The sequence below is a fragment of the Propionispora vibrioides genome (genome assembly GCF_900110485.1).
Taxonomy (GTDB): Bacteria; Bacillota; Negativicutes; order Propionisporales; family Propionisporaceae; genus Propionispora; species Propionispora vibrioides.
Map to the genome: position 1 here is coordinate 44,227 of NZ_FODY01000015.1, position 15,334 is coordinate 59,560.

Below are 15,334 nucleotides of genomic sequence, written 5' to 3' on the forward strand. Positions count from 1 at the left end.
CTACCCCCTCGCTTATTCATGCCGGGGGTCGATGTGTTTGACCCCTTCGTCGTAGCGTCCATATTGACCGGTTGCCTTTTTCAACGCTTCGTTTGCGTCGGTGCCTTTCTTGATCATTTCCATCATTTTTCCTAAATGGACAAAACGATAGCCAATAATTTCGTTGTCAGCATCCAGCGCCAGCGAAGTAACATACCCCTCCGCCAACTCCATATAACGCGGGCCTTTGGCCAACGTGCCATACATGGTACCCGTCTGACTGCGCAGCCCTTTACCAAGGTCCTCCAGTCCGGCGCCAATCGGCAAACCGCCTTCGGAAAATGCAGTCTGACTGCGGCCATAAACAATTTGCAGGAAAAGTTCACGCATAGCAGTATTGATTGCGTCGCAAACAAGGTCGGTATTAAGCGCCTCCAGGATGGTTTTGCCTGGCAGGATTTCCGAAGCCATTGCTGCCGAATGAGTCATGCCGGAACAGCCAATCGTTTCGACCAGCGCTTCCTCAATGACACCTTCTTTCACGTTAAGCGTCAGCTTACAGGCACCCTGCTGCGGCGCACACCAACCTACACCATGAGTCAGACCGCAAATATCCTTGACCTCCCGGGCCTTTACCCATTTACCCTCTTGCGGGATCGGCGCCGCCCCATGATTGACGCCTTTGGCTACACAGGTCATTTCTTCGACTTCTGTTGAATACTTCATCTCTCTTCTCCTTTCATGCTAAGCCTCGGCCATAAAAATAGACTCCTACCGTAGAGGTAGGAGTCATCGGCGCACTCGAAACTGCGCAGTTCATGGCGAACTCCATCGCCAAACTATGTATTAGTTACGTAAAAATTATACTGTTAATCTAGCAGAAACGTCAATTCCAATCTTTTCTTTCGCACAAGTTATTTTTGTACAAGCGATTATCTAAAGATAGACTTCAACCGAAATAAAAGGCATTATAGCCTGGAAGGGCACCTCCGACCGCTATGGCGCCACAGTCTTTTGCTGCAAGAAAAATCCTTTTAGTTGCCGCGACTCCAGGTTCATAAAACCGTCTTCAAGCCGTTTTTTCAAATAGGAGACTTTATCCGGACTTAACCATAACGGTTAGCGCATTTTCCCTACGATAATAAACAAGGGTACAGACACTAGCTGAACGGCAACAGAAAAAACAATCAACATCCCCACCGACAGGTCGTACAAATACCCCATGCCCGCACTGCCTAAAAACCAGGCAAAGCCATAAATGCTATTGAAAAGGCCGTAAGCAAAGCCGCGGTGATCCATCGGTACCATTTCCGCTATGGCGGCACGCATGATGGACTCATGGGCTCCCATACCAATTCCCCAGAAAATCATGCCGGCAAAGGCCAAATAAATATTGACACCAAATACGCAAGGAGCAAAGAAAGCCGACAATACTGTTGCAAAAGCAAGAACGCTCAACCCATTCCGGTCGAAATAGCGTCCGAAAATCAGAGCCGACAGAGCGGCTACCCCCATTGACACCGAATAAAAAATAGGAATGCCCACAGCCGGCACAGAAGAGGTCACCCCGAAATGATATGCAACCAAAGGAAAATCAGTATAACCAACAGCAACCAGCGAAGTGGCGGCGAGATAGAGCCAAAACTTAGCGGATAGCTTTTGCGAAGATTCATCCCTTTGTTCGAAAACTACATAGGGCTTGGGATAGGTAAGCCGGGCATAGGCCAACGTCAGCAAGCAAAGTAGCATCGGAAACGCCAGCCAGGCAAAGCTCAGCCGGTAATCACCCCGTAAGTACATAATGCCTGCAACGAGCAGCGGACCGGTCATCGCACCAACTTGATCCAGCGCTTCGTGCATGCCAAAAGCCCAACCACGGCCAATATGCTTTGCTACGTTGGATAGCATGACATCACGCGCTGGATTGCGAATGGCCCGGCCCATCCGTTCCAAAACCATTAATACGGCTGCAGCCATCCAGTTATCAGCCAAAGCAAGCAGTGGTACTGCCACCAGATTGATGATATAGCCCCATATGGTAATCAGCCAGTATTGCCCTGTCTTATCACTCAATTTACCAGAAAAAAGCCGAACGCCATACCCGACAAATTCTCCTAAACCGGCAATGATGCCAACATTTGCTGCGCTGGCTCCCAGGCTGCTCAGGAAAGGCCCCGTAATGCTGCGGGCACCTTCGTGAGTCATGTCGGCAAACAAGCTAACAATTCCCATCAGCAAAACAAACTTTAGCGCTTTGGATTTATCCAACTCTTGTTCGAACACATTCACCACTCCTCTCGTCATTCTGTTGTCACTGATTTGCCGGCTTAGCTGTCGGGAACAACAATTCTCACCATGCTGGGGGACAAATTCAAATCCCGAAAAGCACTCCATTTTTCAGCTCCTTTTTATCCCTAACACATCTGCTTATTGAAAAAAGCGCTACGCTGCAGAAACTCATGACAAGCATCTTTTCAATTAGACACTTAAAAAGGAAAATAAAAAAAACAACCGACAATTCCTACAACAGTAGAAGTCATCAGCTGATTTCAGCATTCCGGATTATTCCGCAGGGGAACTTCATCCCTTTTATGATTAGTATAGCAGTTGTATCAGCTCAGCACAACTGGGGAGATTCCCTATGCGTATGCCTGCTGAACACATCCGGTGCCTATTCCTGCACAAACTCTAGCAACAGCTTAACGCGTTAACCACAAAAAAATAGTCGCGACCATGATTGGATCGCGACTATTTTTATTTGTATGGTATGACTTTGCTTAAAGTAGGCAAAGCATAGGTTACGTTACAAAATAGTCTGATCAAAACCGACTCCCAGTAAAAAGTAAATCCCTCCCCTGACGCTTAACCAGAACGGAGGAATTTACATTGCTATAGGATTGTGCCGTTATTAACCTTTGCTTGTCCAGCAATCACTGATATATCCTTGCGTATAATATTGATAAGGCAAATAACAGTACCCTTTATCTCCCCAGGATGTGCCCCAGCTATTGCGGACGATAAACACTTTACTACTATCATCGTATCCCACAATAAGTACAGCATGACCACCCAGATATTGTTCTTTGCCCGGATTCGGCATAGGAACCAACCCAGTCTGAGCTACCTCATCACTTTCAAAGGAATCATATACCTTAATCCCTATCACTACCGGCAATTCTTCGGCAAGCGCTGCTTTTATCTGGGAGAATAAAATAATACGGTGATATTCATTGACTTTGTATATAGCGGCATCGGTTGTTTGTTTATCTGTCGGCGCATTCTTAAAGGTTGCTATATCATAAGGCCAGTCGGTCTCAGGACATACACCGATTTGGCTTAAAACTTTCATACCATCCCTGATTTCGGCACCTGAGTCCTCATTAACCTGGCCTTCTAACTCTCGTTCTTTATAATATAGGAACAACCTTGACAGTGTGATTAAAGACTGGGTACTTTTCAATTCCCAATATTCCCGCAAACCGGAAGCAATGGCATTCGCCGTACAGGAGCCCAATTCTCCCTGATCAACAACAGGACTGCAATTAGACCGCAAATCAATTTTAGCAGGTAAATGCTCAATGAGTTTATATTTTGATGAATAAAAAATATAATCCCGTAAATCCGGAGAATCTTTCTTTAATAAATACTTAGGCATTGGTTTCGACCGCCTTTCCCTTTTGATTTATCATTTGACAAGCTTCTCTTTCGGTCTATTACAGTATATGCGACCTTAATTCTCTACGGTTTTCCTTTTGTTGCGGGTTCTATCTACAATAGTTCAACAGCTAATCCCACCAGGCAAAGTTAAAATCTCCTTACTCTGGCTATCACCAAAATAGAAGAATTCTAACCTATTCTCCCTTGAAGATAAACTATCAAATGCTGATTACCATCATCCATTGCTAAGGAGTATCTGACGGCTTGTTGGCCATAAGAAGAAACAGATACTAATAATAACCCCAAGTATAGACCCTAGGATTAATCCTATTGTGAAAACCTCAATCTTTCTTCCCATAAAACTTCCTCCGGTCTAAGAAGTCTGCACTTACTGCATCTCCCTTAACGTCTGTTCATGACGTTGGTTTTCCCGTTCCTGTCTTTCGTGCCATTCTTTTTCGCCTTCATTGGGACGTCTCTTCATTTCGTTTTCATGCCGTTGCTTCTCTTCACGCAATCGCTTATCATGGTCCCCCTGCTGATTCTGCGGTTGGTCCATCCGAATGGTCTGCTGCTGCCAATTGCCGGCAGGCACCGGCGATGCCTCGGTTACCGCAATACCTAAGCCGATTTGCATGATACCGGCCAACGAATAAATAATAGTCTTTCTTACAATGTCATTCATTTCAATCACTCCCATATTTTTCTTAAGAAAATAATACCAGTTAAATATTACAATTTTGTTACAAAAAACTCATTTTAAAAAATCAGACAGACGAAAATTAACCACAAAATAATCAAAACCACCCGTCAAATTGGTGGTTTACACTGAAGTTATAAGCCTCTGTTACTAGGCGGCAGCTTAAGACGCTGGCTTTATATAACTTTTATTTGCACCTGACCGGATGGTTTTTGTTTCGCTCACTCAACCGACTAAAGTCTATAATAAAACACCTCTAACCGAAGTTAGAGGTGTTTTCACGGCAACTTAAAAAACTTATAGGATAATATCCCTATCGTCATAACGCCGCAAAATATCATAAAATAAATTAAGGTAAGCACCCGCCGCACCGCCTTCGTAATAATGTTATGATAAGTTAGTTTATGCAGCAGTCAGAATTATAGCCACAAAACAAAGAATCCCTTCACCCTGGCGATCAACCAGAATGAAGGGATTAATGTTATTCTGCCGGCAGTGAAATCACTTCAAAGCTGATGATTTTGTCAAACAATAAATATTCCTTACTGCCAAATGCCGTTGTAAGCTGATAACTAAAAGTATCACTGTTACTATGCGAGTTCAGCCACTCTATAAACCCGTTAATCTCTCTCATAGGCAACTTATACTCCCGTTCACTGGAATCAATCATCGTAACCCTGAGCAGGCCCTGGCCCTCTTCTACAGGTGCCGCCTGGGGGGTAGCCGAAGCCTCATTAGAAATTACACCTTCGCCATCCCCATTTACAGCGGCAACCACATAATAATAGGTCGTGCCATTTGTTACGTTGGTATCCACATATGAGGTCCCCGATATGGTAGTTGCAATCGTTTCATAGGGACCGCCTGCTGTCGTTGAGCGTTTTACATTGTAGCTAGTAACGTCGGTAACTGCATCCCAGTTGAGAGTTACTTGAGAATCACCTGGGTTGGCGGTAAGATTGGCTGGTGCATTAGGCACTGCAACGGTTCCTGGCGGTGTAAAATCAGATGTCCATCGGGCTACATTAGAAATACGAAATTCGTCAACATAGCCGTTGAAGTAATACATATTCCGAATATCCTGTTTTCCTAACACATATACCCCGTCAGAAATAAACTGCATAGTTGCAGCAATAGTCTTACTTGCTACTAGTTTTCCATTAACAAATGCTAATAGATTTGTTCCATTTCTAGCAAAAGCAACATGCTGCATTACATTCTGAGTAATGGAAAATTCCAATAAGAGTATAGGGGTTTGATTTAGTGTGCTTGTATACACTAAACGCATGTGAGTGCTATTGGGACAATTTATCTGAAAAGTGTAGAGAGTAGATGTCCAGTTAGGAGAACTTTTCCCTCCCGAACAAAATAATCCATTTGAGCTACTATTTGTTATAGGGTACACCCAGAAATCAATGGTCCAGTCATCAGTTCCAAAACCTGTTAAAGACGGTGTAGTTAAATATTGCCCTGAACCACTTAAATATAATGAGCTGTTTCCAAATTCACTTTTCAAGTTGCTAATTGCAGCGCCGCCATACGCGGTCCATGTATTTCCGCATGCATCATTAATTCCATCATCAAAATGAAGCAGGGAAACTGTATTCTGATCCACTTCATAAGCCATTTCACAATTCCTCCAATTAATTTATATTTTGAAAGTCAACATAGCCAAGGAACTCTTGTGCCCTACTCTGTGTTTCCTGTACGTCGGCTTTCATGGGGATACATTCACGCAGCGCGTAATATTAAACGGGCTTCCTTTTCACCATTCTTATATTATGTAAACTAAAAACATATTGTTACAAGAAAAAGCTCCTACCCGGCTATTAACCGAGATAGGAGCAAAACTAAGGAGATATGTCCCGTTGCAATTTTAGACTATTAACTGTTTTACTTCTTTCTTGTTGATATTATCCCGGATTTTCCACGCTGTCACTAAGCTCTGTTTTGATGCAGTAAAGTACGTCAACGCTGCTGATTGTTGATATCCAACTGCAGAAAAATCTAATTAAACAAAATAGCAGTATCAGGTATTTACCTATATTCCATTCTTATCCGCCGGAATCAGGCAGGCCAGAAGATATTGAGTTGGCTGATACTTTAGCAAAAAAAGCACACAACCCCGCAGCATAAAGCTGCAGTGATTGTGTGCTTTTATTTCATTACTGAATTATTCTACCGTTACGCTCTTGGCCAGATTTCTCGGTTTATCTACATCGCAGCCACGGGTAATGGCGGCATAGTAGGCGAGAAGCTGCAGCGGGATAACGGCCAGCAGCGGTGCCAGGTACTTGTGGGCATCCGGGATATAGATGGCATGATCCACATAATTTCTGATATGGTCGTCGCCTTTCATGGCAATCCCGATAACCACCGCATCGCGTGCCTTAACTTCCTTGATGTTACTGAGCATCTTTTCATACACATCCGGCTGTGTCGCCAGCGCAATGACCGGTACGCCTTCAATAATCAGCGCCAGGGTGCCGTGTTTCAGTTCACCGGCCGCATAAGCTTCAGCGTGAATGTATGATATTTCCTTAAGTTTCAGGGAACCTTCCAGCGCCACACAATAGTCCAGGGCGCGGCCAATAAAGAATACATCTTCGTTAAAGCCGTACTGCTGGGCAAAGGTTTTGATTGGTTCCACATCCTCGAGAATTTCATGGGCCTGTGCCGGCAGATCGCGCAAACCTTGAATCAGTTCCTTCACCTTTGCCGCCGCCAAGGTTTCGCGTAAAGCAGCAACATAAATGGACAGCATGCATAAGGTTACCAACTGGGTGGTATAGGCTTTCGTGGAGGCCACAGCGATTTCCGGACCGGCCCAGGTGTAGATCACATGATCGGCTTCACGGGCAATAGAAGAACCGACAACGTTGGTAATAGCCAGTGTTCTGGCACCCAGCCGTTTAGCTTCTTTCAAGCCGGCCAGCGTATCCAGCGTTTCGCCGGACTGACTGATGACAATAACCAGGGTTTTATCATCCACCAGTGGCGAACGGTAGCGAAACTCAGAGGCCACATCCACCTCGACCGGAATACGCGCCAGGTTTTCCAGATAATATTTACCGACAATGCCGGCATGATAGGCCGTACCGCAGGCAACAATAGCAATCTTGTTAATACCGGCCACTTCTTCCGGTGTCCATTTCAGCTCGTCAAAGATAATGTGGCTATCGTCTTTTGCCAGACGTCCCGACATGGTTTCGCGTACAGCTTTCGGCTGTTCATATATTTCCTTGATCATGAAATGTTCGTAGCCGCCCTTTTCGGCTGCTTCGGCATCCCAGTTAACTTCAAATACTTTCTTGGTAATCGGTACGCCCTGACGGTTCATGACCCAGACCGAATCCTTGGTCACAATGGCCATTTCACCATCGCTCAGGATATAGGTCTTGCGGGTACGGCTAATGATGGCCGGAATATCGGAGGCCACAAAATTCTCCCCGTTGCCGAGACCAATAACCAGCGGATTATCCTGCTTGGTGCAGATAATTTTGTCCGGTTCATGTTCCGTCATGAATACCAGCGCATAGGAGCCTTCAATCTCGGTCAGAACTTTCCGTACGGCAGCTTCAAAATCGCCCTCATAGTACTCTTCTACCAGATGAGCCACGACTTCGGTGTCGGTTTCCGAGCTAAACACATGGCCTTTGGTGATCAGCTTCTCTTTGAGATGCAGGTAGTTCTCAATAATCCCGTTGTGAACCACCACGAATTTCCCCGAGCAATCGGTGTGGGGATGGGAATTTACATCGGAAGGACGCCCATGTGTCGCCCAACGGGTATGCCCAATGCCGATGCAACCGATAGGAGAATCACTTTCTACCTTCTTCTTGAGGACGCCTAACCGGCCAACACTTTTTTCCACATTGATTTCCTTACCGTCAAATACCGCAATGCCGGCCGAATCGTAACCGCGATACTCCAGTTTGGTCAGCCCTTCAATCAAAAAAGGTGCCGCCTGTTTAGGGCCTATATATCCAACAATACCACACATGTATATTTATCCTCCTACATACGCAAATAGACATAATAATTGTATTCAGTTGTCCCTGCACGAATCTTTTTGTCCCACAAGTTGCCTTATGGTTTTGTAGATTACATAACGACCTGCAGTGGCCGAGAGGCATCCGCTGACAATATCGATAAACCTCTACCTCGTCTGCTTGCCTGATCATTCCGCATCTTCGGCAAGCACCAGCGCTCTTGTTTAGTTTTAACCAAATGATTTTACACTATCCATATCTCACCTCCCCTTATCAATGTATATGCAAAGGAGCACCGCAGTGCTCCTTTTGCATATACATTGTAATATAATTTTTCTCAGCGGTCAACCAATACTACCGATCATTCCGGGATATCAACCCTGTTCTTTCTTCACTACATCAGCAATTTGCTTTACAATACGTTCCAGTTCAGGCAAGACCGGTCCTTCCGCCATAACCCGGATCAAAGGCTCCGTACCGGAGGGGCGAACCAGAATCCGGCCGTCTTCCCCCAGTTCCTGCTCACCGTCAGCAATGGCACCGGCAATCCTGGCATTGTCCTGCCAGCCGTCTTTGGTCGCTACCCGGATATTGACCAGCATCTGCGGGAACCGGGTCATCACCTTAGCCAGTTCAGACATCTTCTTGCCGCTTTCCGTCAGGGCACTGATCAGTTGCAGCGCCGTCAGCACACCGTCACCGGTGGTACTGTGATCACCAAAAATAATGTGGCCCGACTGTTCGCCGCCTAACGCATAGCACTGTTCGCGCATAGCTTCCAGCACATAGCGGTCGCCCACTTGGGTGATCAGTACTTTGCCGCCGGCCTTTTTAATGGCCTGGTGCAGGCCGATGTTGCTCATGACCGTAGCCACCAGCGTATTATCTTTCAGCCTGCCTTGCCTCATCAGTTTCAATGCACAGATAACCATCATCTGGTCACCGTCCACTAGGGTACCGGTCTCATCCACAGCCAGGCAGCGGTCGGCATCACCGTCATGGGCGATGCCCAGATCGGCCTGGTGCTCCCTGACTGCCTGCTGCAGTCCTTCCATGTGGGTCGAACCGCAGTTGGCGTTAATATTGGTTCCGTTCGGTTTATTGTGCAGCACGACAACCTGTGCCCCCAGGCGCTTCAAGGCAACCGGCGCCACTTCATAGGCAGCTCCCTCAGCACAGTCAAGTACGATTTTCAGACCTTCAAAACGGCAATCGACCGTGCTCACCACATAATCAATATATTCTTTAATCAAGTCGTGATGGTGCAGAATGGTACCAATCGCCTCACCCGTCGGGCGCGGCATGGTATCGGTTTCAGCCAACACCAGCTCTTCCAGCTTTTCCTCAACAGCATCAGGCAGTTTATAGCCGGTGCCGGCAAAAAATTTGATGCCGTTATCGGGATAGGGATTGTGCGAGGCAGAAATAACGACTCCCGCCTGACCGCTGTATTTGCTGGTCAGATAGGCTACCGCCGGTGTCGGTACAACACCCAGCAGGACCGCTTTGCCGCCGGCCGAACAAATTCCCGCCGCCAAGGCCGCTTCCAGCATCTGACCGGAAATACGGGTATCCCGGCCGATATAGAAGACAGGCTCGGCATGTTCCTGCCCGAAAAGAGTCGTGGCCGCCCGCCCCAGTTTAAATGCCAGCTCTGCCGTAAGCTGCGTATTGGCAACCCCGCGCACACCGTCTGTTCCAAAAAGTTTCCCCATAAATGATGATTCTCCCTTCCTGCACTTTACCGTGATGTATATTTTCTGATGACCGCGGCTGCCGCATGCAGTCCGTCCAAAGCAGCGCTCATAATCCCGCCCGCATAGCCGGCACCTTCCCCGATAGGGTATAAACCGCCCACATTGGCAGACAGGTAATTCTCGTCCCGTTTAAGCCGCACCGGCGCCGACGTTCTGGTCTCCACACCGGTCATAACCGCGCCGGGCTGGCCAAAGCCCCTGATCTTCCGGTCAAAATCCGGCAGGGCCTGAGCTAGCGTAGCGGTAACAAAATCGGGCAGGCATTTCTTAAGCTCGGCGTCCCTGACCCCAGGCCGGTAGCTGGGAACGGTCAGATAGGCCGCCGGCGCCATACCGGTCAGGAAATGTCCCACCGTTTGAACAGGAGCCTGGTAATTAGCCCCGCCACACTGAAAAGCCAATTGCTCATAGTGGCGCTGAAACGCAATCCCGCTCAATACTTCACTGCCGCAATCCTCGGGATTGACATTGACCACCAAAGCGCTGTTTGCAATCCCCGAAGCACGGCTGTAATGGCTCATGCCGTTAGTAACCACACCGCCCTCTTCCGAGGCGGCAGCCACCACCAATCCGCCGGGGCACATGCAAAACGAATAGGCCGTACGTCCAATAGCCTTATGGTGGTACACCAAGGCATAGTCGGCCGCCCCCAGGGCCGGATGCCCGGCCATAGGCCCATATTGGGCCTGATCGATCAGCAACTGGGGGTGTTCAATACGCACGCCGATGGCAAACGGTTTCGCCTCCATAGCCACGCCCTTACCATACAGCATATGATAGGTGTCGCGAGCACTATGACCAATGCCAAACAACGCTACCGAACAGGGAATCAAGCGGGTTTCATTTACCATCAGTCCATCCAGACGGCCGTCTTTGATCACCATGTCGGTGACGCAGGCGCCGAACTCCACCTCGCCGCCCAGCGCGATAATGCGTTGGCGGATATGCTTCACAATTTGCCGCAGCTTGTCTGTCCCGATATGGGGCTTATGAAGATAGCGGATCTCCGGGTCCGCTCCGGCTTCAACAAAAATATCGAGTACTTCCCGCATATACGGGTCCTGTACCCGGGTCGTCAATTTTCCGTCGGAAAATGTACCGGCCCCGCCTTCGCCAAACTGTACATTGGATAGCCCGTTAAACTGACCGGTTTGCCAGAAATGAGCCACATCGCGGCTACGGGTTTCCACATCCTGCCCCCGTTCCAGAACCAGCGGGCGGTAACCGTATTCGGCTAAGGTCAGCGCCGCCAGCATACCGGCCGGCCCCAGTCCCACAACGACAGGACGTGCGGCCAGCACTTCCGGTCCCGACACAAGCGGCATTTTAGCCTCTTCCTGCAGCAGAGCAACGTCCTTGTCCCCCCGCAGCCGGGACAGCACCTGTCCTTCGGGCAAACGGGTTTTCACTTCCAGTGAATAGACAAAGGTAATATTATTTTTTCTTCTGGCATCCAGCGCCCGGCGGCTAATGACCGTTTCGCTCACGGCCTCCACCGGGATTCGCAGCTTTTTTGCCGCCAGCTCGGCTAATGACCTGGTACTGTCAATGGACACCCTGAGATTGGTTATACGTAACAAATGGTTTCAACCACCTTATACTATTATTCCATGAAAATCACGACCATCTTTGCGGTCTTTTTGCTCACCACTTCGTTGTCGTCAATCGGTGCAGGAACCACTACACCTCATTCCTCCGCCTTGTGGCGAACAAAAAAGCCTCGCAAAGCTCATCACGTTTTTCAGGGGATAATAGTATTGTATTACTGTTGTGCCGGCCCCGTGAACCGGGTACCGGCGATTTGGCAAAACACATGAAAAAAACCGGCTGTATAGCATGTATAGCATGACTGCACCTCATCTATTATATACTATCGCCGGTTATAGGAAAAGTATGTTATTTAGTTGTGGTCAATCCGTATTTAGGGAACCGCTGACACAATAAGCTTGTCGGCCTGACGACAAAAGTTCATTCAGGCCGCGTAATGCAAATTAATCAGCAGTTTCTTAGGGAAGCTTCGGCTTGGCCGGCTCAACGCTGCGTCCTACCTCAATATGAAGGAGGATGCTGCTGCGGGCGGCAGTGATATTTTCACCCAACTGCAGCTTGACTTCACGATCGACATTTTTATCAATGCCGGACAAATTGACCGGCTCGGTATAAACCGCATCAATTTTACCGACTTCTTTCGGATCACCGGAAATTTCCACTTTATCCGGTTCGCTCGTAATGCTCTTTAAGACAATGCCTGGCCCCAGTTCTCCGGACAGAATGGTTTTTATATCCACCATCTTTTTCGTTACATTTTGCACCAGATTCATATTGACCGTCACATTGGAGGGGTTTAACAGCACCCCTTCCTGCTTTTTGCTTTCCTTATTAAGCGGCGTTACCGGAACGCTGGCAGTAAAATCGGTCGTTTGCCCGTCCACATCCACTGTAGCCACCAGCCGGTCCACCGCGTTAATCAGGCTGCGCGGCCCCTGAATGGTGATCAGATCGGTATCGGCCGTCACCTTCCCGACGACCATACCAGGCGGCAGCGAGCCGGTAAAGCGGATTTCCACAGGCATCTTTTTGCTGGAAATCGGGTCCAGCGTGATGGTCACCGTATCCGGTGTAATCTCCAGAAGCTCCAGCCCGTTAGGCAGCGTAGCGCTGACCTGGGCGGTATATTTACCTTCGGTGGCGTTTTTCAGATCCAGATAGGCTTTCACATCCTGGGGCCGCAAACCATAAATCAGGCTCCGTGACCCTCGGACCTTAACCTTGACCTCATCGGGAACATCCATCGCCGCCAGTGTAGTACTCAGGCTGCGAATTTCCAACGGCACTTGCAAGCTGGTTTCAATCGGGGGGTTTTGCTCGTTCATTACATAAATCCAAAGAACAGCGGCCATAATCAGGGCCAGTATTTTGGGGATAATGTGCTTACCTGGCATTCTATCCATTATGACGACTGCCTCCAGTTTAAATAATCGGTGATCTTAACATGTTTCTTGATGGTAAATAGCGGGCGCAAATGCTCCCGCAGGCTCTCCATATCCAGATGGCGCAGCAGCCGGCCGCCTCTGGCCAGTGAAATAATGCCCGTTTCCTCGCTGACTACGATGACTACCGCGTCGGTTTGCTCCGATATGCCGATAGCCGCCCGGTGCCGTGTCCCCAGTTCCTTGTTGAGGCTGCGGTCTTCCGTAAGCGGCAAAAGACAGCCGACAGCAATGATGCGGTCGCCGCGCAAGATAGCGGCGCCATCATGCATCGGGGTATTGGGAATAAAAATATTGATCAGAAATTCATTGGATACCAGGCCATCCACTTTGATACCCGATTCGATATAATCGCTTAAACCGGTTTCCTGCTCCAGCACCAATAACGCACCGATTTTATTTTTGGACAATACGGCGATGCCCTTGGCCATTTCGTCGACCAACAGCTCCGCTTCCTCTTCATTTAAAAAGACCCGCTTGCGAAACACATTGCCCCGCCCCAATTGCTCCAGCGCCCGCCTAAGCTCAGGCTGAAACACCACCGGCAAGGCCACCAGAAAAGCCGTCATCGTCTTTTGCATCAGCCAGTTGATAACATTGAGATCAAGCCATTTACTGACTAATGTAGCCATTAATAATACCATAAGTCCTTTAACCAGTGCCAGCGCCCGTGTGTCCTTAATCATCACGTACAGCTTATAGAGCACGACGGCTACCAACACAATATCAACAATGTCCAACAGACCGATTGTCGATAATATCCCCCGAATTTGCAGCAGCATACCATAAACCCCTTATTAATTATATATAAAATAAATAGTTCACTACATTATTCTACCCAGTATCAGGAAAAACCTTTAGCCAATTTTGCGAGTTTATAAAAAAATATCTCCGGTCCAGTGGTTTGCCCACTCTGAAAGCATAATTGCTTCACAGTTTTTTTTCCGCAATGCTTTGTTGTCGTCGGTTTACATATATATGATATGCGCACCTTCTCCGCCAAAACCTTGCAAAAAATTCCCGCGAATTATTTTACGCTTTCAGAACGGACAGACCACTAGCACCGGAGATATTGCTGCTAAAGAGCAACTTATCCTTTTGTTACCGTTTCGACCCAGCCAAATTTGTCCGACTCCCCACCTTGCTGCAGCCCTGTGATATAGTCAAATAACCGCTGCGCCAATTTTCCTGTCTGGTTATTATTTATCGTTATCTTATGTCCCTTCCAGGAAAGCTCGCCAACCGGCGAAATGACGGCTGCCGTACCGGAGCCGAAGACTTCTTCCAGCGTCCCCTTGGCGTGGGCTTCGTACACTTCTTCAATGGAAATCTGACGTTCCACCGCGTTGATGCCCCAGTCCCTGAGCACCTCCAGCACCGTCCGGCGGGTAATGCCGCTTAGGATGCTGCCGTTTAAAGCCGGCGTAATCACTTCGCCGTTGATTTTGAACAGAATGTTCATGGTGCCCACTTCTTCTATGTACTTACGATGAATGGCATCAAGCCACAGCACCTGGGTAAAGCCTTCCTTCTTGGCTTCCACCTGAGCTCTCAGGCTCATGGCATAATTGGCCGGCGTTTTGGCTTCGCCCAGGCCGCCCGGCGTAGCCCGTACGTATTTATCCTCCACCTTGATGCTGACCGGATTAAAGCCCGCCGCGTAGTAGGCGCCGACTGGCGACAAAATGATAAACAGGCGGTAGGTGTCGGATACCTTAACACCTACATACGGATCGGTGGCAATAATGAACGGCCGGATATAGAGCGAGGTGCCGCGCTTATGGGGAACCCAGTCCTTCTCGGTTTCCAGCAACTGAAACAGTCCGGCTTTCACTTCTTCCACATTAATCCGCGGAATACACAGATGATCGGCGGAACGGTTGAAGCGGTTCAGATAGTCATTCACCCGGAAGACAACAATCCGGTTGTCCTCGGTCCGGAAGGCCTTGATCCCTTCAAAAATGGCCTGCCCGTAGTGCAAGGTCATGTTGGAGGGAGAAGCCTCAAACTCCTCATACGGCACAATTCTGGCCGAATGCCAGCCCTTTCCCGTCTCATAATCCATAACAAACATGTGATTGGTAAAAATCGTGCCAAACCCCAACTGTTCTTCCGACGGTATGGTGCGCAAAATCTCTGTCATGGTTACTGGAACTGCCATTATTAAAGCCCCCTACTTATTTTTAGTTTGAGCCAGAGGCTGGTTAAAGATCCGGGGCGTACCGCCCGCTTTGGTCTTTAACCAGCCTCAATATCTTT

At 48.3% G+C, this 15,334-nt stretch carries 11 protein-coding genes and 2 riboswitches; all 11 genes read right to left on the reverse strand.

Annotated elements, in window-relative coordinates; genetic code table 11:
* Positions 1–12: 12 nt before the first annotated feature.
* The 11 genes from BMW43_RS12555 to BMW43_RS12605 all read right to left on the reverse strand — a co-directional run bounded on the left by BMW43_RS12555 (position 13) and on the right by BMW43_RS12605 (position 15,236).
* Positions 13–705 carry an iron-sulfur cluster assembly scaffold protein gene (locus BMW43_RS12555; protein WP_091747979.1) on the reverse strand — a complete coding sequence of 231 codons (693 nt, stop codon included), beginning with the start codon at positions 703–705 and terminating at the stop codon, positions 13–15.
* Positions 706–755: 50 nt separating this feature from the next.
* A riboswitch (Fluoride riboswitch) is annotated at positions 756–824 on the reverse strand.
* A 274-nt stretch (positions 825–1,098) separates the two neighbouring features.
* Positions 1,099–2,262 carry an MFS transporter gene (locus tag BMW43_RS12560; protein ID WP_218140675.1) on the reverse strand — a complete coding sequence of 388 codons (1,164 nt, stop codon included), beginning with the start codon at positions 2,260–2,262 and terminating at the stop codon, positions 1,099–1,101.
* 240 nt (positions 2,263–2,502) lie between these two features.
* Positions 2,503–2,576: riboswitch (Fluoride riboswitch) on the reverse strand.
* 311 nt (positions 2,577–2,887) lie between these two features.
* A complete protein-coding gene (locus BMW43_RS12565; RefSeq protein WP_091747981.1) occupies positions 2,888–3,634 on the reverse strand; it encodes a C1 family peptidase in 747 nt (248 codons plus the stop codon).
* Between the two features lie 390 nt (positions 3,635–4,024).
* Complete coding sequence (locus BMW43_RS12570) at positions 4,025–4,321, reverse strand: hypothetical protein (RefSeq protein WP_091747983.1); 297 nt, start codon at positions 4,319–4,321, stop codon at positions 4,025–4,027.
* 496 nt (positions 4,322–4,817) lie between these two features.
* Positions 4,818–5,963: a LamG-like jellyroll fold domain-containing protein gene (locus BMW43_RS21365; protein WP_218140676.1), complete on the reverse strand. Its 1,146-nt coding sequence runs from the start codon at positions 5,961–5,963 to the stop codon at positions 4,818–4,820.
* Between the two features lie 546 nt (positions 5,964–6,509).
* Entirely contained in the window at positions 6,510–8,339 is a 1,830-nt protein-coding gene (gene glmS, locus BMW43_RS12580; protein WP_091747985.1) for a glutamine--fructose-6-phosphate transaminase (isomerizing), read from the reverse strand.
* 363 nt (positions 8,340–8,702) lie between these two features.
* The gene (gene glmM, locus BMW43_RS12585) at positions 8,703–10,043 is read right to left on the reverse strand and encodes a phosphoglucosamine mutase (protein WP_091747988.1); all 1,341 of its coding nucleotides are present in this window, start codon (positions 10,041–10,043) and stop codon (positions 8,703–8,705) included.
* 26 nt (positions 10,044–10,069) lie between these two features.
* A complete protein-coding gene (locus tag BMW43_RS12590; protein WP_091747990.1) occupies positions 10,070–11,665 on the reverse strand; it encodes an NAD(P)/FAD-dependent oxidoreductase in 1,596 nt (531 codons plus the stop codon).
* Between the two features lie 426 nt (positions 11,666–12,091).
* Complete coding sequence (locus BMW43_RS12595) at positions 12,092–13,036, reverse strand: CdaR family protein (protein ID WP_091747993.1); 945 nt, start codon at positions 13,034–13,036, stop codon at positions 12,092–12,094.
* Complete coding sequence (cdaA, locus tag BMW43_RS12600) at positions 13,036–13,857, reverse strand: diadenylate cyclase CdaA (RefSeq protein WP_091747996.1); 822 nt, start codon at positions 13,855–13,857, stop codon at positions 13,036–13,038. Before cdaA ends, BMW43_RS12595 begins: the two co-directional genes overlap by 1 nt.
* Before the next feature lie 308 nt (positions 13,858–14,165).
* Positions 14,166–15,236 carry a branched-chain amino acid aminotransferase gene (locus tag BMW43_RS12605; RefSeq protein WP_245732430.1) on the reverse strand — a complete coding sequence of 357 codons (1,071 nt, stop codon included), beginning with the start codon at positions 15,234–15,236 and terminating at the stop codon, positions 14,166–14,168.
* Positions 15,237–15,334 lie beyond the last annotated feature (98 nt).

What these genes read in the sequence shown, in the direction of transcription:
- BMW43_RS12555 (WP_091747979.1), bottom strand. Translation starts at nt 705, where the DNA reads ATGAAGTATTCAACAGAAGTCGAAGAAATGACCTGTGTAGCCAAAGGC.
- BMW43_RS12565 (WP_091747981.1), bottom strand. Translation starts at nt 3,634, where the DNA reads ATGCCTAAGTATTTATTAAAGAAAGATTCTCCGGATTTACGGGATTAT.
- BMW43_RS12570 (WP_091747983.1), bottom strand. Translation starts at nt 4,321, where the DNA reads ATGAATGACATTGTAAGAAAGACTATTATTTATTCGTTGGCCGGTATC.
- BMW43_RS21365 (WP_218140676.1), bottom strand. Translation starts at nt 5,963, where the DNA reads ATGGCTTATGAAGTGGATCAGAATACAGTTTCCCTGCTTCATTTTGAT.
- glmS (WP_091747985.1), bottom strand. Translation starts at nt 8,339, where the DNA reads ATGTGTGGTATTGTTGGATATATAGGCCCTAAACAGGCGGCACCTTTT.
- glmM (WP_091747988.1), bottom strand. Translation starts at nt 10,043, where the DNA reads ATGGGGAAACTTTTTGGAACAGACGGTGTGCGCGGGGTTGCCAATACG.
- BMW43_RS12595 (WP_091747993.1), bottom strand. Translation starts at nt 13,036, where the DNA reads ATGGATAGAATGCCAGGTAAGCACATTATCCCCAAAATACTGGCCCTG.
- cdaA (WP_091747996.1), bottom strand. Translation starts at nt 13,857, where the DNA reads ATGCTGCTGCAAATTCGGGGGATATTATCGACAATCGGTCTGTTGGAC.
- BMW43_RS12605 (WP_245732430.1), bottom strand. Translation starts at nt 15,236, where the DNA reads ATGGCAGTTCCAGTAACCATGACAGAGATTTTGCGCACCATACCGTCG.